At 68.8% G+C, this 22,441-nt stretch carries 19 protein-coding genes; 12 read left to right on the top strand and 7 right to left on the bottom strand.

Annotated elements, in window-relative coordinates; translation table 11 throughout:
* Positions 1-298: 298 nt before the first annotated feature.
* From ACHFIV_RS11685 to ACHFIV_RS11675, 3 genes are all read right to left on the bottom strand, one after another.
* Complete coding sequence (locus tag ACHFIV_RS11685) at positions 299-1,309, bottom strand: Gfo/Idh/MocA family protein (RefSeq protein WP_398966607.1); 1,011 nt, start codon at positions 1,307-1,309, stop codon at positions 299-301.
* Positions 1,310-1,394: 85 nt separating this feature from the next.
* Positions 1,395-3,449: a GMC family oxidoreductase N-terminal domain-containing protein gene (locus tag ACHFIV_RS11680; protein WP_398966604.1), complete on the bottom strand. Its 2,055-nt coding sequence runs from the start codon at positions 3,447-3,449 to the stop codon at positions 1,395-1,397.
* A 543-nt stretch (positions 3,450-3,992) separates the two neighbouring features.
* Positions 3,993-4,637 carry a TetR/AcrR family transcriptional regulator gene (locus tag ACHFIV_RS11675; protein ID WP_398966602.1) on the bottom strand — a complete coding sequence of 215 codons (645 nt, stop codon included), beginning with the start codon at positions 4,635-4,637 and terminating at the stop codon, positions 3,993-3,995.
* Between the two features lie 126 nt (positions 4,638-4,763).
* Between ACHFIV_RS11675 and ACHFIV_RS11670 the strand changes: the two genes are divergently transcribed.
* The 5 genes from ACHFIV_RS11670 (at position 4,764) to ACHFIV_RS11650 (ending at position 11,332) form a co-directional block, all read left to right on the top strand.
* Entirely contained in the window at positions 4,764-6,293 is a 1,530-nt protein-coding gene (locus ACHFIV_RS11670) for a glycoside hydrolase family 43 protein (protein ID WP_398966600.1), read from the top strand.
* 56 nt (positions 6,294-6,349) lie between these two features.
* On the top strand, positions 6,350-8,128 hold the full coding sequence (locus tag ACHFIV_RS11665) for a glycoside hydrolase family 3 protein (RefSeq protein ID WP_398966597.1): 1,779 nt from the start codon (positions 6,350-6,352) through the stop codon (positions 8,126-8,128).
* Positions 8,129-8,157: 29 nt separating this feature from the next.
* The gene (locus ACHFIV_RS11660; protein WP_398966594.1) at positions 8,158-9,102 is read left to right on the top strand and encodes an alpha/beta hydrolase fold domain-containing protein; all 945 of its coding nucleotides are present in this window, start codon (positions 8,158-8,160) and stop codon (positions 9,100-9,102) included.
* Positions 9,103-9,192: 90 nt separating this feature from the next.
* Positions 9,193-10,326, top strand: coding sequence for an aromatic ring-hydroxylating dioxygenase subunit alpha (locus tag ACHFIV_RS11655; protein ID WP_398966591.1), 1,134 nt, complete (start codon positions 9,193-9,195; stop codon positions 10,324-10,326).
* 1 nt (position 10,327) lies between these two features.
* The gene (locus tag ACHFIV_RS11650; protein ID WP_398966588.1) at positions 10,328-11,332 is read left to right on the top strand and encodes a PDR/VanB family oxidoreductase; all 1,005 of its coding nucleotides are present in this window, start codon (positions 10,328-10,330) and stop codon (positions 11,330-11,332) included.
* A 434-nt stretch (positions 11,333-11,766) separates the two neighbouring features.
* Here the strand turns inward: ACHFIV_RS11650 and ACHFIV_RS11645 are convergent, their stop codons facing one another.
* On the bottom strand, positions 11,767-12,462 hold the full coding sequence (locus ACHFIV_RS11645) for a TetR/AcrR family transcriptional regulator (protein ID WP_398966585.1): 696 nt from the start codon (positions 12,460-12,462) through the stop codon (positions 11,767-11,769).
* A 200-nt stretch (positions 12,463-12,662) separates the two neighbouring features.
* On the opposite strand from ACHFIV_RS11645, the gene ACHFIV_RS11640 reads away from it, so the two are divergent.
* Both ACHFIV_RS11640 and ACHFIV_RS11635 read left to right on the top strand, forming a co-directional pair.
* Positions 12,663-13,751 carry a hypothetical protein gene (locus tag ACHFIV_RS11640; RefSeq protein ID WP_398966582.1) on the top strand — a complete coding sequence of 363 codons (1,089 nt, stop codon included), beginning with the start codon at positions 12,663-12,665 and terminating at the stop codon, positions 13,749-13,751.
* A gap of 231 nt (positions 13,752-13,982) precedes the next feature.
* A complete protein-coding gene (locus ACHFIV_RS11635; RefSeq protein ID WP_398966580.1) occupies positions 13,983-15,473 on the top strand; it encodes an MFS transporter in 1,491 nt (496 codons plus the stop codon).
* 311 nt (positions 15,474-15,784) lie between these two features.
* Here ACHFIV_RS11635 and ACHFIV_RS11630 read toward each other — a convergent pair whose 3' ends face one another.
* The 3 genes from ACHFIV_RS11630 to ACHFIV_RS11620 form a co-directional block, all read right to left on the bottom strand.
* Complete coding sequence (locus ACHFIV_RS11630) at positions 15,785-16,168, bottom strand: hypothetical protein (RefSeq protein ID WP_398966577.1); 384 nt, start codon at positions 16,166-16,168, stop codon at positions 15,785-15,787.
* A 48-nt stretch (positions 16,169-16,216) separates the two neighbouring features.
* A complete protein-coding gene (locus ACHFIV_RS11625) occupies positions 16,217-16,504 on the bottom strand; it encodes a helix-turn-helix domain-containing protein (protein ID WP_398966575.1) in 288 nt (95 codons plus the stop codon).
* A 156-nt stretch (positions 16,505-16,660) separates the two neighbouring features.
* Positions 16,661-17,293: a TetR/AcrR family transcriptional regulator gene (locus ACHFIV_RS11620; protein ID WP_398966572.1), complete on the bottom strand. Its 633-nt coding sequence runs from the start codon at positions 17,291-17,293 to the stop codon at positions 16,661-16,663.
* A gap of 113 nt (positions 17,294-17,406) precedes the next feature.
* Here ACHFIV_RS11620 and ACHFIV_RS11615 point away from each other — a divergent pair, with 113 nt between their 5' ends.
* The 5 genes from ACHFIV_RS11615 to ACHFIV_RS11595 are packed head-to-tail and all read left to right on the top strand — an operon-like array spanning position 17,407 to position 22,396.
* Positions 17,407-18,468: a Gfo/Idh/MocA family protein gene (locus ACHFIV_RS11615; RefSeq protein ID WP_398966570.1), complete on the top strand. Its 1,062-nt coding sequence runs from the start codon at positions 17,407-17,409 to the stop codon at positions 18,466-18,468.
* Positions 18,465-19,304 (top strand): hypothetical protein, encoded by an 840-nt coding sequence (locus tag ACHFIV_RS11610; RefSeq protein ID WP_398966567.1) that lies wholly within the window; start codon positions 18,465-18,467, stop codon positions 19,302-19,304. The genes ACHFIV_RS11615 and ACHFIV_RS11610 overlap by 4 nt, the downstream gene beginning before the upstream one ends.
* Positions 19,301-20,599 carry an ABC transporter substrate-binding protein gene (locus ACHFIV_RS11605; protein WP_398966565.1) on the top strand — a complete coding sequence of 433 codons (1,299 nt, stop codon included), beginning with the start codon at positions 19,301-19,303 and terminating at the stop codon, positions 20,597-20,599. Before ACHFIV_RS11610 ends, ACHFIV_RS11605 begins: the two co-directional genes overlap by 4 nt.
* 25 nt (positions 20,600-20,624) lie before the next feature.
* Positions 20,625-21,518, top strand: a complete 894-nt coding sequence (locus tag ACHFIV_RS11600; protein ID WP_398966562.1) for a carbohydrate ABC transporter permease — start codon at positions 20,625-20,627, stop codon at positions 21,516-21,518.
* Positions 21,515-22,396: a carbohydrate ABC transporter permease gene (locus tag ACHFIV_RS11595; protein ID WP_398966559.1), complete on the top strand. Its 882-nt coding sequence runs from the start codon at positions 21,515-21,517 to the stop codon at positions 22,394-22,396. The genes ACHFIV_RS11600 and ACHFIV_RS11595 overlap by 4 nt, the downstream gene beginning before the upstream one ends.
* The last annotated feature ends 45 nt before the right edge of the window (positions 22,397-22,441 follow it).

Genomic DNA, 22,441 nt, shown 5'->3' with positions numbered 1-22,441 from the left:
GCGGCCCGTCGTCGTGGTCGTGGGCAGTGGCACGGGTTCGGCAGATGCGCGTGCCTGGCGGGCGCGGTGGCCTGCGTCGTGGGCGCGGAAATCGGGAGCGGGACACCGAGTGGCCGTGGGCAGTGGGCCGGGGCGGGGAGGCGGGTGAGCCGGATACGCGAGGGTCAGGCTCGCGTATCCGGCGGCTTGGGCCCCGTCGGGCGGATCAGGTCGGCTCGAGGGTCGACGGGCGGAGGTGAAGGTCAGAGGGCGAGGCGGGGCGCAAGAGTGCGACGTCCGCGAGGCTGTGCGTGCGGGGTCATTCCAGGCCCCGCGGTGACATGCCTGCTGCTCGGTAGATCGCGTCCAGGGCCTGCATCTGGAGCAGCGCGGCCGGCGCGTCGGTTCCGATGGGCGCGCCGTTGCGTGCGGCGTCGACGAATGCGCGCAGCTGCAGGACGTAGGTGGAGGTGCGGTCGACAGGTTCCCGTCGTCGCCCGTCAGGTGTGCGAAGGGTGATCTTGGCGCCCATTTGCGGGTGGTAGGGGAAGGAGACGCTCATCTGTCCGTGCTCACCGGTGACCTCGAGTTTCGAGGCGAACAGACGACGGGACCAGAGCGAGGAGACGATCGTTGCGCCGATGTCATGGGGGAAGAGGAGGTCTGCTTCGAGTGCGCGGTCGATGCCTCCGCGCTGTCGTGCTCGGGCCTGGGTGACGGTGGGTTCACCGAACAGTTCGCGCAGCAGTCTGACGGGGTAATAGCCGACGTCGAGGAGGCTTCCGCCGCCCAGGGCGAGGTTCCAGCGGATGTTTTTGCCGGGCGGGACGGGGACGCAGAAGACGGCCCGTGCGGAGCGGACGGTGCCGATCTCCCCCGAGTCGAGGATCTTGCGCAGCTGCCCGGTCAGCGGGTGGTGGCCGCTGTGGTATGCCTCCATGAGGACCGTCGGGGAGCTCTCGGCGGCAGCGACCAGGTGCTCGGCCTGGGTGGCGTTGGCCGTGAACGGCTTCTCCACCAGCACATGCTTGCCGGCATCGAGGGCAGCCTTCGCCCAGTGCTCGTGGAGGGTTACGGGGAGCGGGACGTAGACGGCGTCGATCTCCGGATCGGCGAGCAGTGCGTCGTAGCCGGTGTGGGTGCGGAGGATCTTGTGCTGTGTGGCGGCCGCTTGGGCGCGGGCGTGGTCCCGGGCCGCGATCGCGGCGATCTCCAGGCCGGGGACGTGGGGGGCGGGGCGGACGAGGGCGTCCCGGATGATCCGCGCGGCGCCCAACACACCCAGGCGCAGAGGGGCGTCGGCGGAGTGCTGGGCAGGTTCGTGGGTCATGCGGTGCCGCCTCTGGTGGTCTGTCGGTCGGGTGCCGGGGGATGGCCGGGTGATGGGGTGTGGGCCTGGTGACGGCCGGTGTCGCTCATCGACGTGTTTCTGGCATGAGCTGCGCGACGCGCATGGCGTTGGCCATGACGGTGAGCGCGGGGTTGAATCCGCCGTTGGTGGGGTGCAGGGAGGCGTCGGCGACGTAGACGTTGGCCGTGTTCCACAGGAGGCCGGTGGGGTCGCAGGCGGAGGTGCGGGGGTCGGCACCCAGTCGTGCTGTTCCGGCGGAGTGCTCGGCTCCCTGGGGTGCGCCGGGTACGGCCATGGTGAAGATGGACTCACCTCCCAGTTCCTCCACCCACTCGCGGCAGCGGTCGGCCATGTACTGGGCCGCTTCGACGCTGGCGGAATGGGGTGTGCCGGCCAGCCGGGCCACCGGCATCCCCAGGGCGTCGGTGCGCTGGGGATCGAGGCCGACGCGGGCTGTGGCGTGCGGGATCTCCTGGACCATGGACAGGGCGCCGGGGAACACACGGCTGTCGCGCATCCACGCCTTGTGGGCGTGGCCGAGCCGGACGGGCGGTGAGGCGAACTGGCCGACCTGGGCCTTGAGCAGGGGGTAGGGGGCCGGCAGGTCGAACATCACGCCTCCGCCCCAGACCTTTTGTTGGCCGTGCACGAAGCGGACGGTGGCGACGGAGTGCCCCGGTCCGTCGGTGGACTTGACGTGGGGTCCGCCCAGCGCGCTGGCCATGGCGATGCCGTGGGAATGGTGGTTGCGGCCGACCCATTCGTTGCCCAGCCCGGAGGCGAGCAGGAGGCGGGGGGTCTCGATGGCGCCGGTCGCGACGACGACGACGTCGGCGGTGACCTGGAGTTCCGACGACAGCGAGGTGTCCTGGTGGCGGGTGACGAGGCGGACGCCGGTGGCGCGGCCGTGGCCGTCGTGGGTGATCTGGGTCGCGCGTGTGTCGGTGAGCAGCGAGCAGTTGCCGGTGGCGAGCGCGCGGGGCAGGAAGGTGTTCTGGGTGCCGTTCTTGGCGTCGACCGGACAGGCGTGTCCGACGCACTGCGCGCATCGGACGCAGGCGGCGCGGCCGTCGCGGGGCACGCTGTTGATGGCGAAGGGGATCGGGGAGGTGTCCCAGCCCAGACGGGCTGCTGCCTGCCCGAAGCGGGCCCGGGCCATGTCGTCGGGGAGGGCGGGCATCGGGTATGGGCCGGTGCGGGGAGTGCGGGCGGCCATGGGGCTGGTGGCATCGCCGGAGACGCCGAGCTGCTGTTCGACCTGGTCGTAGTAGGTCGCCAGTTCGTCGTACCCGAAGGGCCAGTCCGCGAGTGTGCTCTCGGCGGGCACTCCGTAGGTCGAGGCCATCTTGAAGTCTTCGGGGTAGAACCGCCAGGCCATGCCCTGCCACAGGCGTGTTCCGCCGCCGACGGTCATTGCGTTCAGCCCGTAAGCCTGTCCGCTGCCGCTGCCGGTGAGGGTCGTGGTGGTGCCGTCTGGCTGTTCGAGGATGCGCAGGTCGCCCTGGCCAGCGCCGGCAGTGACCTGGTAGAGCTCGGCGCGCTTGCCCTGCAGGTGGTTGCCGCGCAGTTCGCTGTTGCGGTGGTTGGCGCCCCGCTCGACGAGGAGCACGTCGCGGCCGGCGGCGGCCAGCTCCCGGGCGGCAACGACGCCGCCGGCCCCGGCACCGACGACGATCACGTCGTAGTGGGGGCGGACGTGCTCGGGCCGGATCGTGAGGGCCGGGTCGGGATCGAGGGGGGAGACACCGGGCGGGACGGGCGTGAAGCCGGTGGTGGTCCACCCGGCCGGCGCGGACGTGCCGGCGTAGTAGCCCTCGTAGGCGATGCGCAGCAGGGCCCCGAGAGTCTGCTCGGGGAGTTCTGCGAGGAGACGCTCGCGTGCGGTGTGGGACGAGGCGGTGTCACAAAAGCCCGCCTTCTCCAAGTCCGCCAGGGCGTGGCGCAGGGGCGACAGGGCCCAGGACATGAAGTCCTGAAGGTGCTCGTCGAGGAGCCGCGCCACTCCGCCGTCCCAGCCACCGACCGTCTCTTCGTCCGCGGGGATGATCGTGTCGAACAGTGTGCGCAGGACGTCGCGGTCGTCCGGGGCGAAGGCGTCCGCAAGGCCGGTCGCGGTCATGGCGTCCTCGTTCCTCACTAATACTGAACAGGTGTGCAGTGTTGAATTTCAAACATAGACGCCCGCGAAGTCCGATGTCCACATCCCCGACGCCTACCGCACCCGGTCGCCGGGCGCGGCGACGGTCAGCTCGCATGGCCTGGCGGCACCGAGACCGGCCTGGGAATCACTCCTGGTTCGGCACGAGACACCTTCCGCCGGGCAAAGATTCAGGCCCACGCACCGGGCCGCTGTCCGACGCCTATGCCCCCACGTGCGGCCGCCATTAACAGACGCACGCGGCTGCGCGGTCAGACCGCCCATACGGCACTGCGCCGATGCAGTTCGCTGACGGCCGACCCTCTCCGCCCCGCTCGAAGCCTCGTGTAAATGGGGCCGCCGGCGTGGATCTGCCGCGCACTGTCAGCGGCTTGCGCGCTTGGGTGCCAATTGGCCGCGACCGACGCGCCGGGCTCCCTGCGCGGAGCGGACGCCCAGGGTTTGGGCTGCGCGGCCAGGCGACGGAAGGGGCGCGAGGACGGCAGGGGCGGAGCCCCGGACGCTTCAGGCGCGGCCGCTGAGATCCAGCAGGCCGTGGGCTGCCAGCATGGCGTCGAACCTGCCGATCATGGAGAACGTCGGGCTGAGCAGCCACTGCAGTTGCAGGCCGTCGATGGTCGACAGGATGAGGGAGGCAGTGTCCTCGAACGTCTGCCCCGGCGGCGCCTCGTGGCCTTCGCGGGCGAGCGTCTCAATGATGAAACTCGCGAGCATGGCGTAGCGGTCCACGAAGTAGCGGTGCGCGGGGTGCTCGGTGTTCACCGCCTCGGCGGCGAGCGTCGTGTAGAGCCGCATCAGCCCGGGGCTGCGCTCGTTGTCGATCACGATGTGCCGGATGCCGTCGATCACGCGTCCGGAGTCCATGAACGACATCACGGTGTCGCGGGAGTACAGGTCGCGGTCCTCCAGGACGGCGACGAGGAGCTGCTCCTTGGAACCGAAGTGGTGCAGGATCGCGCCGGGTGAGACGCCGATGGCGCCGGCGATGTCGCGCAGCGATCCGCCTCGGTAGCCGTCCTGGGCGAACACCTCGGTGGAGGCTTGAAGGATTTCGCGTCGGCGCGCACGGCCGGCCCTGTACGGGCCGCGGGCCGCCCGGCCCGTGGTCGGGGCGGCCGGTTCAGCGGCTTCCTGCTCCGGCGACGGCATGCCGAGGAGGATACATCGCTGCCGCGGTGCGAATGGTGGACGGTGGGCGGGGGCGGTCCTATAGTGTCCACACCCCAAAGCTGAACAATCGATCAGTGTTCAGTCTGCTCACCACCAGGAGTACCCATGGCCACGCAATCCGCCCTCGAGGACCAGGCCGCCGGCACCGACGGGCCTTGCCCGCCCGCGGTTCCGATCGTCGCCGGCTTCTACCCCGACCCCTCGATCTGCCGGGTCGGCCAGGACTACTACCTGGCGAATTCCTCCTTCGAGTACCTGCCCGGCGTTCCCCTCTTCCACAGCACGGACCTGCTCTCGTGGAAGCAGATCGGCAACGCGCTGCAGCGCCCCGACCAGCTGGATGTGAGCCAGGCGGCCAGCAGCCTGGGCGTGTGCGCGCCGACGCTGCGCCATCACGACGGGACGTTCTGGCTGATCACGACCAACAGCGCCCAGGTCGAGCGCGGCCACCTGTTGCTCAGCGCGGAGGACCCGGCAGGCCCCTGGTCACCGGCCCGGTACGTCCCCGGAGTGATCGGCATCGACCCGGACCTTGCCTGGGACGAGGACGGCACCTGCTACCTGACCTGGACCTCCTTCGATCCCCGCTGGTTCGGCATCGTCCAGGCCACCCTGGACACCACCACCGGCCGGCTCCTCGAAGAGCCCCGCCAACTATGGTCGGGCACAGGGCTCGCCAGCCCGGAGGGCCCGCATCTGCTGCGCCGCGGCTCCTGGTGGTACCTGCTCCTGGCCGAAGGCGGAACCGAGCGCGGTCACTCCGTGACTGTGGCCCGCTCCCGCTCCCCCCGCGGCCCCTTCGAATCCCACCCGAACAACCCGGTGCTGACCCACCGCAGCACCGACCACCCGGTGCAGAACACAGGTCACGCCGATCTGGTCGAAGGCCCTGACGGGCAGTGGTCGATGGTGCACCTGGGCGTCCGCCCGCGTGGCGGTGGCCCCGGCTTCCACGTCAACGGCCGCGAGTCGTTCCTGGTCGGCGTCGACTGGCAGGACGACTGGCCCGTCATCGACGAAAACCGCTACAGCGTCCCCGCGGCCGACCACTCCTTCACCGACACCTTCGACACCCCGGAACTCCACCCCCGCTGGATCTCCCCGCGGCGGTCCCCGGCAGACTTCACCGCCCCCGCGCCCGACGGCGGTCTGCGCATTGACGCCACTGCCGAGCACACCGGTGCGCTGCTCACCCGCACCCGCGACGAGCACTGGCGCGTCGACGTCACACTCGACACGGACAGCGGCGCGACAGCCCGGTTCGCTCTGCGCCTGGACGACTCCCACTGGTACGCGCTGGATGTCGACGCCACCAGCGTGACCGCCCGGGCCCAAGTCGGGACCCTCGGCCAGAGCGTCGCGCACAGCCCCCGCGGCAGCGACGGCACTGCGGTGCACCTGTTCATCCGCACGAGGCCCGCCGTCTCCTCTCACCCCGCGCTGCCCACGGACCCGGACCTGATCGACCTCGGCCACCTCGACGGCGAGCAGGAAGTCGTCCTCGCCACGCTGGAGGGCCGCTACCTCTCCAGCGAGGTCGCCGGAGGCTTCACCGGCCGCGTGGTAGGCGTCCAGGCCCTCGATGCCAGCGCGCACCTGCAGCGCTTCGAGTACCGCACCACTTCCGCCACGTGACCCGCCCCGCCGCAGCAGCGGCATCCGCCGATGAAGCGCCCCGACCCAGGAGCACCGTGACCACCACCGCCGCGCCTGTCTACCGCGACGCCACCACCCCGCTAGCCGACCGTGTCGAGGACCTCCTGGCCCGCATGACCCTGCGGGACAAAGCGGGGCTGCTCTTCCACGACATGGTCGTGCCCGGCCCCGACGGGCACCTGGCAGGTCCGGAGAACTTCCTGGGCAGGCCCGCCACGGTCGACGCCGTGCAGAACCTGCGCATGACGCACTTCAACCTCGTGGGACCGATCAACGACGTACGGGCCCACGTGCGCTGGCACAACCGCCTGCAGGAAGCGGCGCTGGAGACCCCGCTGGGCATCCCGGTCACGCTCTCCACGGACCCGCGCCACTCCTTCTCCTCCAACGCCGGCACCGCCGCCCTGGCCGGCGCGTTCTCCCAGTGGCCCGAAACCCTCGGCCTGGCCGCCCTGCGCGATGAGGACCTGGTCGAGCAGTACGCCGACGTGGTGCGTCGCGAGTACCTGGCCACCGGCCTGCGCGTGGCACTGCACCCGCAGATCGACCTGGCCACCGAGCCCCGCTGGTCCCGCTCCGGGATGACCTTCGGCGAGGACAGCTACCTCACCGGCAAACTCGTGGGCGCCTACCTGCGCGGCCTGCAGGGTGAGGAGTTCGGCCCCGCATCGGTCTCGGCGGTCGTCAAGCACTTCCCCGGCGGCGGCCCGCAGAAGGACGGCGAGGACCCGCACTTCCCCTACGGCAAGGAACAGATCTATCCCGACGGGAAGTTCGACTACCACCTGCAGCCCTTCATCGCCGCGCTGCAGGCCGGAGCCCGGCAGATGATGCCCTACTACGGCATGCCGGTGGGCACCCCCTTCGAGGAGGTCGCCTTCGGCTTCAACCGGGACATCATTACCGGCCTGCTGCGTGAGCAACTGGGCTTCGACGGCATCGTCTGCACCGACTGGGGCCTGCTCACCGACGCGGTCATCTTCGGCCAGCCCGTGCCCGCACGCGCCTGGGGCCTGGAGCACCTGGACCCGCACGCCCGTACCCTGCGGGCCCTGCACGCCGGAGCCGACCAGTTCGGCGGCGAAAGCGTGCCGCACCTGGTGGCCGACCTGGTCGAACGCGGTGACCTGGAGGAGAGCCGACTGGACACCTCCGTGCGCCGGCTCCTCGCCGAGAAGTTCGCCCTCGGCCTGTTCGACCACCCCTTCCTCGACGAGGACGAAGCCCTCGAAGTCGTCGGACACCCCGACCACATACGGCTCGGACAGGCCACCCAGCGCGCGGCCATCACGCGCCTCACCGCAGCCCCGGCAAATTCTGCTGCAGCACTGCACCACGCCCCCGCCGACCGTCGTATCTACACCGAGGGCCTATCGGCCCAGGCAGCTGCCCGGCTGGGGCGGCCCGTCGACTCCCCCGAACACGCCGACGCCGCGGTGCTGCGCCTGCAAGCCCCCTACGAACCGCGCCCCGGAGGCTTCGAGGCGATGTTCCACGCCGGCTCCCTGGAATTCCCGGCACCCGAGCGCGAACGGATCCTGTCCGTGTGCGCGACGGTCCCCACCGTCGTGGTCCTCTACCTCGACCGGGCCGCCGTGATTCCGGAGATCGCGGCAGGCGCCGCGGCCCTCCTCGTCGACTTCGGCGCCGACGACGACGCAGTTGTCGACATCCTCACCGGCGCCGCCACCGCACAAGGGCTTCTCCCCTTCGACCTGCCCTCCTCGATGACGGCCGTCGAGGCCAGCGCACCCGACGCCCCCTTCGACACCCACAACCCGGCGTTCCGCTTCGGCGACGGCATCACCGCCTGAGCACAGTGCCCCTGCCACAGGAGACATCTATGACGACGACGCGTCCGCAGCACACGCTCCATCCTCAACTGGCCGGTCGGATAGCCACGTTCGCCGACAACCTCGCGGTCGGCGACTTCCAGCCGCTCGATGAGCCCTACGGACCGTCCGAGGCGTGGGACCTGGCGATCAACGATCAGGAGATCCCGGGGCCGGACGCGCAGATCCCGGTGCGCGTCTACCGTCCCACCAGTCACGCGCAGACCCCGCGCCCCTGTCTGGTGTGGTTGCACGGCGGTGCCTGGGTCGGCGGTGACCTCGACATGCCCGAGGCCCACGAGACCGCCCGCGGCATCGCCGGACGAGCGGACGCCGTCGTCGTCTCCGTCGACTACCGCCTGTGCGGCGAGGACGTGCACTTCCCCTCCCCGCACGAGGACACCGTCGCCGCCTACCGCTGGGTCCGCGACAACGCGACGGATTTGGACATCGACCCCGCCCGCATCGCCCTGGGAGGAGCCAGCGCCGGCGGCAGCCTCGCAGCCGGAGCCGCACTGCGCCTGCGGGACGAGGACACAGCCCCCTGGCAGACCATGCTGATCTACCCGGTGCTCCACGCCCCGCTGCCCGAGCCCTCGGACGAACTGACCGCCGCTCTCGCCCAGCTCCCGGCCCCCTTCCAGATGCTCAGCAAGCTCCTCGACCAGCTGTTCGACCCCTACCTGGGCGACCAGCCGATCGAGACGGCATCCTCCTACGCCTTCCCGGGCCTGGCGAAGGACCTGGACGGCTTCCCACCCACCTACATCGACAACGACGAATTCGACCCGCTACGCAGCAGCGGCGAACACTTCGCCCACCAGCTCCGCGCCGCAGGGGTGGACGTCGAACAGGCGCTCTCGGCAGGCGTCATGCACGGCCACCTCAACCTCGTGGGCCTCGACAGCGCGCACGCCACCCTCGACCGCATGGCCGCCCGCCTGCGTGAGCGCTGACACAGTCCCTGTCCGTGCACGCCACAGCCTGACGCCATGGCCCTTGTCGTGACCCGCCCCACCAGACACCACTCTTCATAGGGAGTCCCCATGTCCCTGTTCGTCTCTCCCCCGCCAGACACCGCCACACCGACCACCGCGGCAGCGAAAATCTTCAACTACCCCCGCAACGCCTGGTACGTCGCCGCCTGGGACCACGAGGTCACCGGCCGCCAGCCACTGGCCCGTACGATCGCGGGCGTACCGCTGGCGTTGTGGCGCAACACAGAGGGCCGCGCGGTCGCCCTCGCCGACGCCTGCTGGCACCGGCTGGGCCCGCTGTCCAAGGGCAAGATCCTGGGCGACGAGCTGCAGTGTCCCTACCACGGTCTGCGCTACAACTCGACCGGCCGCTGCACCGGGATGCCCGCGCAGGAGACGATCAACCCCAGCGCGGCGGTCCCTTCCTACCCCCTGGTCGAACGCTACCGGTACCTCTGGGTCTGGATCGGCGATCCGGACCTAGCCGATCCGAACACCGTGCCCGACATGCATCAGATGGACGATCCCGCCTGGGCCGGCGACGGGGAGACGATCCACGCGGACTGCAACTACCAGCTCGTCCTCGACAACCTCATGGACCTCACCCACGAGGAATTCGTGCACTCCTCGAGCATCGGCCAGGAGGAACTGTCGGAGGCCGAGTTCGACGTGACGCACGAGGGCGACACGGTGACCGTCGCCCGGTGGATGCGCGACATCGACGCCCCTCCGTTCTGGCTGAAGAACATGCGCGACAAGTTCCCGGGCTATTCCGGCAAGGTCGACCGCTGGCAGATCATCAAGTACGAGGCACCGGGCACCATCCGCATCGACGTCGGCGTGGCGAAGGCCGGCACCGGTGCGCCCGAGGGCGACCGCAGCCAGGGCGTCAACGGATACGTGATGAACACGATCACCCCCGAGACCGACCGCACCTCCCACTACTTCTGGGCCTTCATGCGGAACTACCGCGTGGACAGCCAGACCATCACCACCCAGCTGCGCCAAGCGGTGCACGGGGTCTTCGGCGAGGACGAAGACATGCTGAAGGCCCAGCAGCGCGCCATCGACGCCAACCCCGACCACGAGTTCTACAGCCTCAACATCGACGCCGGAGGGATGTGGGTACGCCGGATACTCGAACGCATGCTCACGGCCGAGGGACGCCCATCCTCCGTGTCGACCACCGGCCAGGGGGCCTGACATGGCAGTACAGACCCAGCTTCGCTGGCAACGGGCCCGGGTGGTACAGGTCTCTGATGTTGCCGATGGTGTGCGACGGATCGTCCTGGAGCCCGAGAGGCCCGAGCACGCCGCGCCGGGCTCGCACATCGACGTCGAGATCGGGGACGGCGCCCGGCGGGTGCGTTCCTACTCGGTTGTGCGCTCCGAGGACGGCGGCCGTCGGCTGACCCTCAGCGTGCGGCTCTCCCCCACCTCGTCCGGCGGCTCGGCGGCCATGCACCGACTGCGGTCCGGGGACGAGCTGACCGTCACCGGCCCGCTGCAGAACTTCCCGCTCGCAGTCGGAGCCACCCGCTACGTGCTGGTCGCCGGCGGCATCGGCATCACCGCACTGGTAGCGATGGCCTCCGCACTACGCCGGCGCGGCGCCGACTACACACTGGTGTTCGCCGGCCGCACCCGCCCCGTGATGGCGTATCTCGACGACCTGGTCGCCGAGCACGGCGAGAGAGTCCGTATCCACATCGACGACGAGGACACCCCCCTGGCGGTGGACGACCTCGTCGCCGAGATCCCCCGGACACCCGCCGCGGCGAGCACCGAGCTCTACATGTGCGGCCCGATCGGGCTCATGAACGGCATCTCACGGAACTGGGCCGTCCACGGACTGCCGGCCACCAACCTGCGCTTCGAGACCTTCGGTTCCAGCGGCGGGTACCCGGCCGAGGAGTTCCTGGTGCGCCTTCCGCAGCTCAACCGGGAGATCACCGTCCCACCCGACACCTCGATTCTCGATGCTCTCGAGGCGGCTGGTGTCGAGACGCTCTCCGACTGCCGCAAGGGCGAGTGCGGGCTGTGTCTGGCCAAGGTGGTCGACGCTACCGGCACCATCGACCACCGTGACGTCTTCCTGAGCGCACCCCAGAAGGAACGCTCGAGCCGACTGTGCCTCTGTGTCTCCCGAGCAGTGGCAACCGAGAGCGGCCCGGCGGATCCCGCCGTCCTCACCCTCCACCTGTCCTGACAGGAAGCGCCATCGCGTCGTGTACTCCCGGCCGTCTCCTCGTGCCCACTCAGCCATCGACCGCATGGCTGACCCTTATCCGGGCGACCATCCGATCGACAAGGTAGAGGAGGGAGGAGCATGTCGAGCCATGGTCCCCAGACCGGCTCGGGTGCAGGCCCTGAGTTACCTATCCGCAGTCTGAGCGGCCGCGGCCATGCGTCACGTCACCGGTTCGGAAGGAACCGTGCGCCTCATCGCCCGGGCGCGGGCGCCCGCCGGGTCGGACCTGCGGGTCGCAGCCGCTCAGGGCTCATGTCGTCGCGGGCGCCGCGGGAAGAAGTGGACAGGGTGCCGTCCGCCCCGTACCGCGCAGGGCGGACGGCACCGGGTGATGCCTGCCGCTGGAGGTGGTCGTCCTGGGGTCGGATGGGATGGCTCGGCGGGACGGCCTGCTATCTGCTGGCGATGCCCGTGTGATCGGTGGTGAGGCGCCGGCAGAGACAGTCGAGGTAGGCCAGGTGGGCTGTGTGGAAGTCGAAGGTGCCGTCGGTGAGCGCCCACTGAATCTGGTAGCCGTCAGCAACAGCGAGCATCTCGTGGGCGACGGCACGGCCGTCGGTTCCCGGCACCAGGATGTTGCTCGCCACGCCATGGTCGATGGCCTTGGCGATGATGGTGATGATGCGCTCGTAGCGTTCGCGGAAGTAGGCGTGGGCGGGGTGGTCGTCGCTTCCTGCCTCGGCGGCCAGCAGGGCGTACATCTGCATGAGGCCGGGCTGGGTGACGTTGAAGCGTGTCTGTTCGGCGATGAGGCGGAACAGTTCCACCGGGTCGGGCTCGGCGGGATCGAGACGGTGGAAGAACTGCTCGAACGCCTGGTTGTCGCGGGCTTCGAGGACCGCACGCAGGAGTTCCTGTTTGCTGCCGAAGTGATGCATCAGGCCGGTGGTGGAGATGCCCACGTCGGCGGCGATCTTCTGCGTGGAGGCATTGTGGTAGCCCTTGTGCGCGAAGTGGACGATCGCTGTTTCCAGGATGAGCCTGCGCCGCTCGTCCGCGGCCGCGTAGGTGCCGGTGCGGCGGCGGGTGCGTGGCTTCTTGGCTGCTCGGTCAATGCGAGACGCGGGCGGCTCGGCGGCGCTGGACATGCCCATGAGCATACGTGCAGGCCACTGACCGACGGCAAGATCCATTTCAACAAATACTTACTGTTTCGACTGTTTTTAGCTAGTGTCCCGTCCCGTCCGTCAGCCGCGCAGACGGCTACCGGCGCCCGGGAAGGCTCGACGATCGAGCCGGTCCCCGCGCCCGTGCGGCGGCTGCCCCTTCCCGCCTTCCTGGAGTGACAGTGCCCCGCCCTGCGCACGATCCTGACCACCTGTTCGCCGACCACCTGCGATGGCTGGTGGGGCAGCTCTCGGCCCGGGACGGGTGGCTGGCCGTGCTGGCCGCCCGTCGGCCAGAGCAGCTGCGGGGGTACCTCGCGGGCCGGGAAACGCCGCCCTGGGACGTGGTGGACCTGCTGCTGACGGACTACGAGCGATTCCGCGGCAGCATCCCCGCACTGCGGGAGCGCACCTGGGCCTTGTATACGGACGTGCAGCGGTCCGAGGACACCCGGCACCAGCCCGCGCCGCCCTCATGGCAGGCCCACCCTCAGAATCTGGCGGGCGGCGAGAGGCAGACGCAGGCGCCATCGGCAGCCGACTTCGGAGCTACCGGACAGCACACGGTTGCCGGGTGGACGCCGCAGCCGGCCGGGGAGGCACTTAAGGAGACGACTGCGCCACAGCCGCGGCGCCGGACGGCTAGCGCAGCCCTGGCCGCGCTGGCCTTCGGCGCTGCGGCTTTGCCGCCGGACGCGCCGAATACCGAGGGCGCCCCCTTCCCGACTGGCGCCCCGCATCCACAGCTAATGGCTGAGGCCCGTGGGATCGCTCGGCATCTGCGGGCTCTGCGCGCGGCCGGCGCGAGCGGCCAAGCCCACGCTGTGCTCTCCGACGCCGCGACGGTACCCCGCGACCTGCCCTTACTGACTGCCGCTTTGGAGGAGGACGGGCAGGGGGCGGAGATCGCCACATTGCTGTGGGAGGTGGCATCGCTGCCGGCGATCGACCTTGCCCAGGCTGTCCAGGCGCTGGATGACGGTCGACATCAAGCACATGCGGAGCACCTCGCACGCCTGGCTGCGGGCCGACCTCCTGCGGACGTCGCCGAGCTGGCGGGCGCACTGTTGAAATCCGGCCATCACGCGCTCGTCGGGCACCTTCTGTGGAGCGTGGTGAAGACCCGGCCGCGCCAGGATGTCGTCACCGTGATCGCGACCCACCCCGGGCTCGGGGCCACAGTGCTTGCAGCAGCACAGGCCGTCTCCGGCCAACACCACCAGGACCTGCTCTACGCTCTACGCGCAGCCGGTGTGCCCGGAGGGCACTGAGAGCCCCGCGATGCGGCGAGCGGCCTGTTGGACCCCCAGCATCCGTTTGCACATTTGAACCTTCGCCACAGACACCCCTGCTGGAATGTGACCCAGGTCACGTTGTTAAAAACCTGTAACCCAAACTGGTTTTAAGTTACGTTGCACGGCACCTGAACACTTCCTGCCACTTCGGTGGCTCCGGGCGGCCCATTGAGTACGACCTGCCGCCCCCGTCCGGAAGGGCACGCGATGACGCGTACTCCTGCGGCTTCCCCGCCTCCCGCCCCCGTCGCGGAAGCGCCTCCCGGTGCCAGCAACCGCCTGGGAACCCGACTCACCATGGTCCTGCTGGCCATGCTGTGGCCCGCCCAGATGCTCACCGTGGCCGGCGTCTTCGCCGCCACCTCGCAAGGAGCGATCGCCCAGCACTTCCAGACCGCCCAGATCGCCTGGTTCACCACGATCTACGCCCTGGTCGTCACCCTGGCCACCCCGTTCGTCGCCAAGGCCGGTGACCTGTTCGGCCGTAAGCGGGTCATGCTCGTCATCCTCGCCGCGGGTCTGATCGGCGACGTCATCGCCGTCCTGGCCCCCAACTACGAGCTCATGCTGGTCGGCCGGGGCATCGCCGGCCTCTACGGGCCCATCGCGGCCCTGGTCTACGCATCGGCGCGCGACGTCTTCCCGCCCCGCCACGTCGGCATGGCCACCGGCCTGATCGGCAGCTCCGCCGGCATCGTGCTGGTGCTGTGCCCTCTGGCCGCGGGCTGGCTGCTGGACCACACCGGCTTCCAGGGCGTGCTGTGGGCTCTGGCCGCGGGCATCGCACTCGGCCTGCTCCTGGTGTGGCTGTTCATGCCGAACATCCCGCCCACCGAACAGCGCGTCCACTTCGACTGGGCCGGCGGCCTGCTCCTGGGCGGCTCCGCCACGGTTCTGGTCTACGCCCTCGGCCAGGGCAGCACCTGGGGCTGGACCGACACCCGGATACTCGGCCTGTTCGCCGCCTGCATCATCCTCGCCATCGCCTTCGTGCTCGTCGAACGGCGTGTGAAAGAACCCCTGCTCGACGTGCGCATGCTGGCCCGCCCCAACGTCGCCACCGTCCTCGCCGGTTCCGCGATCGCACAAGGCACCTTCTTCGCGGCAGGCACCATGGTGGTCTTCGTCGCGCTCTACCCCGCGATCCCCGGCGTGTCCGACGGACTGGGCTGGTCAGGCACCCACAATGCCCTGGTCGGAACTCCTGCCGGGCTCCTGGTCATCATCGTCGGTGTCATCGCCGGTGTCCTCACCCGCAAGTTCGACCCGCGCCTGCCCTGGCGAGCCGGTCTGCTGATCACCACCGCCGGCCTCATCAGCCAGGGCTTCTTCCACCACACCGAACTCCAGATCATCCTCGCCGGCTGCCTGACCAACCTCGGAGGCGGGCTGGTGCTGTCCTGCGCCGGCATCCTGCTGCTGGGCGCCGTCTCCCACCGCGAGCAGGGACTGGCCAGCGGCATGGCCGTCATGCTCATGAACCTCGCGCAGGCTCTGGCCACCCAGTTGATGTTCACCGCACTGAACAGCGACCGCAACATCCTCAAGGGCACCGCCTTCTACACCGACGACGCCCTCACCAACGCCTACTTCACCCTCGCGGGGTGCATGGCCGTCGCCCTGATTCTGTCCTTCTTCATGCCACGGGTGCTGCGCTCCGACCAGATCGACACCGGCACCAAGCCGGCCACGGCCTGACCCGAAGCAGCCGGGTGCGTGAGTCCTGCCCCTCACGCACCCGGCACAACCACCACATGAGGACGGACCACCGTCCGCCGCAACCGCTAGCTGTGCAGCTGCCGGAGGTCTAACGACAGTGGGTCCTGGGTCTTCTGTCGGACTCGTTCGTAGGATGTCTGGCCAGTGAGCGCGCCGTGGGGGCGATCGTAGTTGTAGTAGTCCCCCCACTCTTGGAGCTGGGAACAGGTTGACGTCGTCGATGGCCTGTCCCTTCAGGAGGCGGTAGCACTCCTCGGAGTCGATGCGGTGGGATCGTTCCACCTTGCCGTTCAGGCGCGGTTCGGTGCTTGTTTCGGACGTGGACGATGGCCCTTGTCGAGCACGTGCCAGTGGACGAATCCCTGGCCGCTTTCGGTCTGAACCTGCTCGACGGCGAACGGCAGCTCGGCCAGGACATGGTCGATGAACTGGATGGCGGTCTTCTGGTCGTGGCGTGGATAGGTGCACAGGACCCGAAGCCGAGTGCAGTCGCCGATAGCGGTGGACGGGTAGCAGCGCTTCCTGCTGCCAGTCTGACCCAGCGGTTCGATGAACTTGACATCGACCTGCAGCTGATGGCCGGGGCGTTGCTTCTCGCACCGCTTCCAGCGGATGGAGCGGCCCTTATACCGTTGCGAGGCCGGCAACCGATTTTTTAGACCGACCTTCTTCAAAATCCGCCAGACGCCGGACGAGCTGACTCTGACGTCGTGCTAGCGCTCCTAGTACATCGCGATCTTGGCTGGACCAAAGTGATACTGCTGGCGAAGCCAAAGGATCTTCTCCACGGCGTCTGCCTTCGTGGCATGCGGCGTGTGACGTGGGGCGCTGGAGCGGGCTTTGAGTCCGTCGATCCCCTTGGCCTCACAGCGCCGCAGCCACGTGTAGTAGCACTGACGGCTGATGCCGTAGTAGCGGCAAGTGGCAGCCACACTCCCGCTCACCTCCTCCACGTGGCGGAGCACCGACGGCCGATGCTTCGCCCGCCTCGAGAGCTCGCGTTCAGTCATACGGGCTCCTAGTTACGAGAGACCCACCTATCAACGAAGTCCGTCAGTTTTTTATAGCTAGCACCTGCCGACCGCGGCCAGCGGGCGCCCCCGGGGCACAGTCCACCACCTTTCAAGAAGTCCTATGCCCCCACCGAAGACGCGCTGAACGCCTCTTCAGAGCATCGGTCGCATGCCGGCCCGCCAGCAGGCCAAAGCGTGGTCGAGGTACCGGTTGAACGTACCCACCAGATCCACGTCGAAGTTGAGCAGCCACTGGAGTTCGAGGCCGTCCATGACGGCGAGCAGCGCACGGACGTCCGACTCGGCCTCGGTCTCTGTGAGTGGCGGGATCTCGCCGGTCTGCACGGCCTGGAGGAGCTGCTCGGTCTTGGTACGGACAACCTGGGCGTAGCGTCGCCGGGCGAAGTCCCGGGCCGGGTGCTCAGGGTTGGCCGCCGCCTCGGCGGTCAACGTGATGAAGAGCTCCAGCAGCCCGCGGTGCTCGAGGTGGTAGGCCATCGACGTCCGCAGTTGGTCGATGGCGCGCAGACCTTGGAGGTCGGGGTTCTCGCGGTGGGCGGTCTCGCTTTCCCACCAGTTGAGGACTGCGGCGAGCAGGTCCTCCTTGCTTTCGAAGTGTCGCAGCAGGGCTGCAGGCGACAGGCCGACGTCTGCGGCTATCTGACGCAGTGAGGCCGCCCGGTATCCCTTCTCTGCGAAGGCTCTGGCCGCGGCGACCACGATTTGCTCACGCGTCTTGATGCCGGTGCGGTACGGCCCCCGCGGCCCCCTGGTCCCACTCGCCATGCCATGCCCTTCGGAAATCCTCGTGCAACCCCTTGCCCCAAAAGCTATCACCCGCCTACTGTTCACCGCGTTGAAACATGAACGACTGATTACTTTTGGCTTGAAGGAGTGGGATGGCTCCCCTCGAACGGCTTGGCGTCGGCCTCATAGGCGCCGGACTTGTGACACAGACCGTCCACTTGCCCGCCCTAGCGTCCCTGGCGGATACCTTCGCCGTACGCCACCTCAGCGACCCCGACGAAAACCTCGCCGCTCAGGTGGCCGCGTCAGTCGGCGCCCGGCATTCCGCTCACGCCGATGCCCTGATCGCCGACCCTGCCGTAGACGTGGTGGTCGTGTGCAGTCCGCACCGGTTCCACGCCGAGCAGGTCATCGCAGCCTGCGAGGCGGGCAAGCGCGCAGTCCTGTGCGAAAAGCCCCTCGCGGTTTCCATGGCCGAAGCCGAACTGATCGGCGAAGCCTCCCGGCGCACCGGGGTCCCTGTCGTCGTCGGCGCCATGCACCTGTTCGATCCGGGCTGGCTGTGGGCCGACCGACGGTCGGCCGAGTTGAGGCGCACAGCCCACACCATCCGCTCCTCCATCGTGCTGCCACCGAACTCGCGCTACGAGGAACTGGCCACCGAGGTATACGGACGCCAAACAGCCGGCCCCGCACCGGACCTGGCGGACCCGGCCGCTCAAGCCGAGGTCGTGGTAGGCGGCGTCCTCGGTCTCGCCGTCCACGACCTCCCACTGATCAGAAATTTCCTTCCGCAGTTCGACGACCTCATGGTCCACGAGGCTCGACCACTGCGGCCCTGGGGCTACCACATCGTCTTCACCGCCGGCGGGCGGACCGTGGAACTGCACGCCGTCGTCAATGCCACATGGCAACCGGAGTGGACGCTGGAGGTGCTCTCGGACACCGAGGCCCTCCGTCTCGACTTCACCCCCAGCTACGTGCAAGCGGGGTCGGCACGCGCAGCACTACGCGGCCACGACTCGACGATGGTGGCGGAGCCCGCCGACAGCAACGGCTACGCAGGCGAGTGGCAACACGTTGCCGCGCTTGCCCGCGGCAAGGTCGTCGACGGCGTCCGCCACAAACATGACCTAGCCGACCTGCGCTTGGCCCTGCACCTGGCCGACGCCGCCTCCAAACTGATCGCACCGGATGCGAGGGAAGCCGCATGACCGGAACCAAGACCTTCGATGTCCACGCGGACGCCGGCACTGCCGCCGTCCTTGCCACTCTGCCCCTCTCCTTCCGTCCGGTCACCGCCGATCGCGTACCCGTGCGTGCGCTGCCGGGCAGTCGAGGCTGGGTCGATGCAGCCGCCGCCGCCGTCCAGGACGGCGCTGTGGGTCTCGTCGTCCGCCACCCGGCTCCGACCGACCCCGCCGATGTCCTGACCTTGGCCGAGCTGGCCGGGAAGCACGGCACGGCCGTGGTCCTCGACAGCCCGTGGGCGGGAACCCCGACGGTGGCCCGGGCCGCCGAAGCCCTGCGAGACGTCGCCGATGCAGATCCGGCCAGTGCGATCGAATGCCGCCTCACCCTCCCGACCGACCATGACCTCGGTCAGGCGCTGCTGGACCAACTGGCACTGCTGCGCGCCCTCGACCACCCCGCCGAGGAGATCCGGACACACGTACGCACCGAGCGCGGCGTACTCGCGACCGCCACCACCGGCGGGCGAACGCAACTGCTCGGCACGGTGCTAACCGACGCTCTCGCGCCGACCGCATCCGTGCGGCTGATCAGCGCAGGTCACGCCGTCCACCTGCAGATTCCCAGCTGGCGCACGGCGCGCCCGGCACTCCTTACCGTCACCTCGCCCGACGGCTCTCGCACCTGGCCGACCCACTACGAGTCGCCGCACCGAGCCGCCTGGCGCCGACTGCACCGACTGCTCAGCGCCTCCGAGTCGCCGGGGTGCGCAGCGGCAGCCACTGCCGACCTGCACGCCCTCGCTGCGGACCTGCACGCCATGAGTCACGCCACTACACACCAGGAGGGATCGCCATGACCGCACGCACCACCCACGCCCCCGGCGGCACTCGGCGGCGGGCCTTCCTCGGCCTGCTCGGCGCCGCCGCCACCGCCCCGCTCCTGAGCGCCTGCGGCAGTGCAACCGCATCACGTACCGTCCGGTTCTGGGACATGCCGTGGGGCCCGCCTGCCTACACCAACCTCGCCAAACAAATCACGGGGGGATACCGGACTGCTGAGAGAGCGCGCGGCGCTTCGTACCAGTCCGTGCCGTGGAACAACTACTACATGACCTTCGCCACGGGCGTCGCCGCCGGCAAGGGTCCAGCGATCAGCACTGGAGCCAGTTTCCAGGCGTTCCTGTTCGAGCAGCAGGGGGCAATCCACCACGCTGACAACGTCGTCGAGCAACTGCATGCCGCCGGCGCGGACGACATCTTCCTCCCCGGCGTACTGGACACCATGCGGACTGTCGACGGCTATGTCGGCATCCCCTGGCAGCTGGATATGCGCGTGCTCTGGTACAACAAGCGCATTCTCGACGAGACCGGCGTGTCAGTGCCCACCGACTGGGACTCGCTCCTTGAGGCCGGACGCCAGCTCAAGAAGGCCGGCCACTACGGATACGGCACGGGCGCCGGCGCCGGGAACACCGCCGGGATGCAGATGCTGATCGGCCTCATGCTCGGCAACGGAGGCGGTCTCTTCGACGCCGACGGCAATCCCGACTGTGTCAACGGTCGCAACATCGAGGCCATGGACTTCACCCAGGAGCTCGTCAAAGAGAAGATCATCGATCCGGCATGCCTCGGCTACTCAGCCGACAATGTCCTGGGCCAGTGGAAATCCGGTGAGGTAGCCATGGGTATCCACGACTCCGGCCTGCCCAGCCGAGTCGGCACCACCGGCGACCTTCTGGAGGTGGCCTCACCGCTGACGGGACCACACGGCGACAAGGCCGCTCTCTACTACGTCAACAACCTGATGATGTACAAGAACTCGAACACTCGTCCCGCGGCAGCCGAGAGCTTTCTCCGGTACTACCTGCAGCACCTGCAGACCTACTGGGACGAGGGCCTGATCACCACGCTGCCCGTGCTGAAGTCCATCGCCGACAGCGAAGCAGTCGCCCGTGATCCGCGGCAGGTGAAGATCGTCCGGGAGTGGCAGCCGATCTCACGCACCTACTCCGAGCGCGGTACCGCCCGGCTGGCCGCCGTCGACGGCGGAAGCGCCCTATACCGCTTCACCCAGACGATCCTCCGAGGGGACACCCGGCCCAAGCAGGCCCTGGCCACCCTTCAGAAGAGCATCGACTCCATCGCCCTGTGATCACGACCGATCCGGAGAACGCGCCATGACCACCGCGCCCACCACCACGAGGATGCGACCGTCCCGCAAGCGCACCATGATCCTCCTGGCCGCACCGTCGGTCGTTCTGCTCCTGTTGATCAGCGCCTATCCCCTCGTCTACGCCGCGATCCAGGCCGTCCACAACGGCTCACTGATCAACACGGGGCAATACGTCGGACTGCAGAACTTCACGTCGACGCTCTTCACCCTCGAATTCCGCAACGCGGCCCTGTTCACCGTCGTGTTCCTGCTGGCCGGCGTATTCGGCAGCTGGGCCGTCGGGCTCGGCCTCGCCCTCCTGCTGCGCACGCGGGTGCCCGGAGCCAAGGTGTTCCGCGTCCTGCTGCTCCTGCCCTGGATCATGCCGATCGTCGTGTCCGCCACTGCCTGGAACTGGCTGGTGGCCACCCGGGACAGCCCCCTGCCGACGATCGCGCGCGCCCTGGGCTTCGGCGACGTCCTGTTCCTCGCGGACCCCACCCTCGCCGTGATCACCGTGTGCGTCGTGAAGGTCTGGCTCAGCTTTCCGTTCATGATGCTGATGAGCTCCTCGGCGCTGGCCTCCGTCGAAGACTCCGTCTATGAGGCAGCCCGCCTAGACGGCGCCGGACCGTGGCAGCGTTTCCGGTTCATCACCCTGCCGATGACCGCCAAGAGCACCTACATCTCCTGGGTCCTCATGGCGATCTTCTGCGTCAACGACTTCCCCACCATCTACCTCCTCAGCGGCGGTGGGCCCGTCGACGCCACAACCTCACTGATCGTCCTCGCCTACCGCAAGGTCTTCCAGGACTTCCAGACCGGCCCGGGCGTCGCCATCGCCTTCACCATGACCTTCGCCTTGGTCATCGTCTCCGCCCTGCTCTTCAGCCGGATCCGAAAGGCCGACGTCGCATGACCCTCGCCCCTCAAGCCGCCGCACCCGCGCGACCAGCACCACAGGCGCCCACGACCGAGCCCAGTACCCGGGCATCCCGTTCGAAGTGGTGGCGATTCGCCGTCCTGCTCGTCATCACCCTGCTGACGATGGCTCCCGTACTGACCACCGTTCTGCTCGCCTTCCGTCCCGCAGCGGGCAGCGCCGAGTCGTCCCTCTTCACCCTGGACAATTTCCAGAGAGTCTTCCGCGACACCGACGTGCTGCGCTGGCTCGCCAACAGCCTGCTGGTGGCATGCTTCACAGTTATCGTCTCGGTGGTGGTCGCCGCACCGGCCGGCTACGTGCTCTCCCGAGGTCGGGGCAAGGTCGTCGGAGGCTTCTCCCTCCTGCTGTTCGTCTTCCAGTCCCTCCCTGTGATCACATCAGCCATCCCGCTGTTCATCCTCTTCTCCCGGATGGGCCTGGTCGACAACCTCCTCGGACTGACCATCGTCTACGTCGGCAGCACCATCTGCGTGACCACCTGGATGATGGCCGCCTACTTCGACTCCATACCGGCCAGCCTTGAAGAGGCCGCCTGGGTCGACGGTCTCTCCGTGTTCGGCTCCTTCACCCGCGTCGTACTCCGCAACTCCCTGCCCGGCGTCCTGTCCGCGGCGGTGTTCGCCTTTCTCCTGGCGTGGAACGACTACCTGGTCGCCCTGGTGTTCCTGCACTCCGACCCCGTGCTCAACCTGCCCGTCGGCCTGCAGAACTTCTTCCAGCAAAACGCCACCGACTGGGGCGGCGTCATGGCCGTCGCGGTCATCATGCTGCTCCCCCCGTGCCTCGTCTTCGCCGCCCTACACAAGTACTTCAGCGTGGGCGGCATCGGTGGCGCCCTCGCCGGCCGATGAACCCATGACCGAGCAACGTCAGTTCCCCCAGGGGAGCGCATCATT

It is taken from the genome of Streptomyces sp. ALB3 (assembly GCF_044385685.1).
Classification (GTDB): Bacteria; Actinomycetota; Actinomycetes; order Streptomycetales; family Streptomycetaceae; genus Streptomyces.
This window is presented reverse-complemented; position numbering and strand designations above follow the sequence as displayed.

Coding starts and splice junctions, on each gene's coding strand:
- ACHFIV_RS11685 (WP_398966607.1), bottom strand. CDS start 1,309: ATGACCCACGAACCTGCCCAGCACTCCGCCGACGCCCCTCTGCGCCTG.
- ACHFIV_RS11625 (WP_398966575.1), bottom strand. CDS start 16,504: ATGACTGAACGCGAGCTCTCGAGGCGGGCGAAGCATCGGCCGTCGGTG.
- ACHFIV_RS11675 (WP_398966602.1), bottom strand. CDS start 4,637: ATGCCGTCGCCGGAGCAGGAAGCCGCTGAACCGGCCGCCCCGACCACG.
- ACHFIV_RS11655 (WP_398966591.1), top strand. CDS start 9,193: ATGTCCCTGTTCGTCTCTCCCCCGCCAGACACCGCCACACCGACCACC.
- ACHFIV_RS11635 (WP_398966580.1), top strand. CDS start 13,983: ATGACGCGTACTCCTGCGGCTTCCCCGCCTCCCGCCCCCGTCGCGGAA.
- ACHFIV_RS11650 (WP_398966588.1), top strand. CDS start 10,328: ATGGCAGTACAGACCCAGCTTCGCTGGCAACGGGCCCGGGTGGTACAG.
- ACHFIV_RS11645 (WP_398966585.1), bottom strand. CDS start 12,462: ATGTCCAGCGCCGCCGAGCCGCCCGCGTCTCGCATTGACCGAGCAGCC.
- ACHFIV_RS11670 (WP_398966600.1), top strand. CDS start 4,764: ATGGCCACGCAATCCGCCCTCGAGGACCAGGCCGCCGGCACCGACGGG.
- ACHFIV_RS11660 (WP_398966594.1), top strand. CDS start 8,158: ATGACGACGACGCGTCCGCAGCACACGCTCCATCCTCAACTGGCCGGT.
- ACHFIV_RS11680 (WP_398966604.1), bottom strand. CDS start 3,449: ATGACCGCGACCGGCCTTGCGGACGCCTTCGCCCCGGACGACCGCGAC.
- ACHFIV_RS11610 (WP_398966567.1), top strand. CDS start 18,465: ATGACCGGAACCAAGACCTTCGATGTCCACGCGGACGCCGGCACTGCC.
- ACHFIV_RS11605 (WP_398966565.1), top strand. CDS start 19,301: ATGACCGCACGCACCACCCACGCCCCCGGCGGCACTCGGCGGCGGGCC.
- ACHFIV_RS11595 (WP_398966559.1), top strand. CDS start 21,515: ATGACCCTCGCCCCTCAAGCCGCCGCACCCGCGCGACCAGCACCACAG.
- ACHFIV_RS11615 (WP_398966570.1), top strand. CDS start 17,407: ATGGCTCCCCTCGAACGGCTTGGCGTCGGCCTCATAGGCGCCGGACTT.
- ACHFIV_RS11620 (WP_398966572.1), bottom strand. CDS start 17,293: ATGGCGAGTGGGACCAGGGGGCCGCGGGGGCCGTACCGCACCGGCATC.
- ACHFIV_RS11600 (WP_398966562.1), top strand. CDS start 20,625: ATGACCACCGCGCCCACCACCACGAGGATGCGACCGTCCCGCAAGCGC.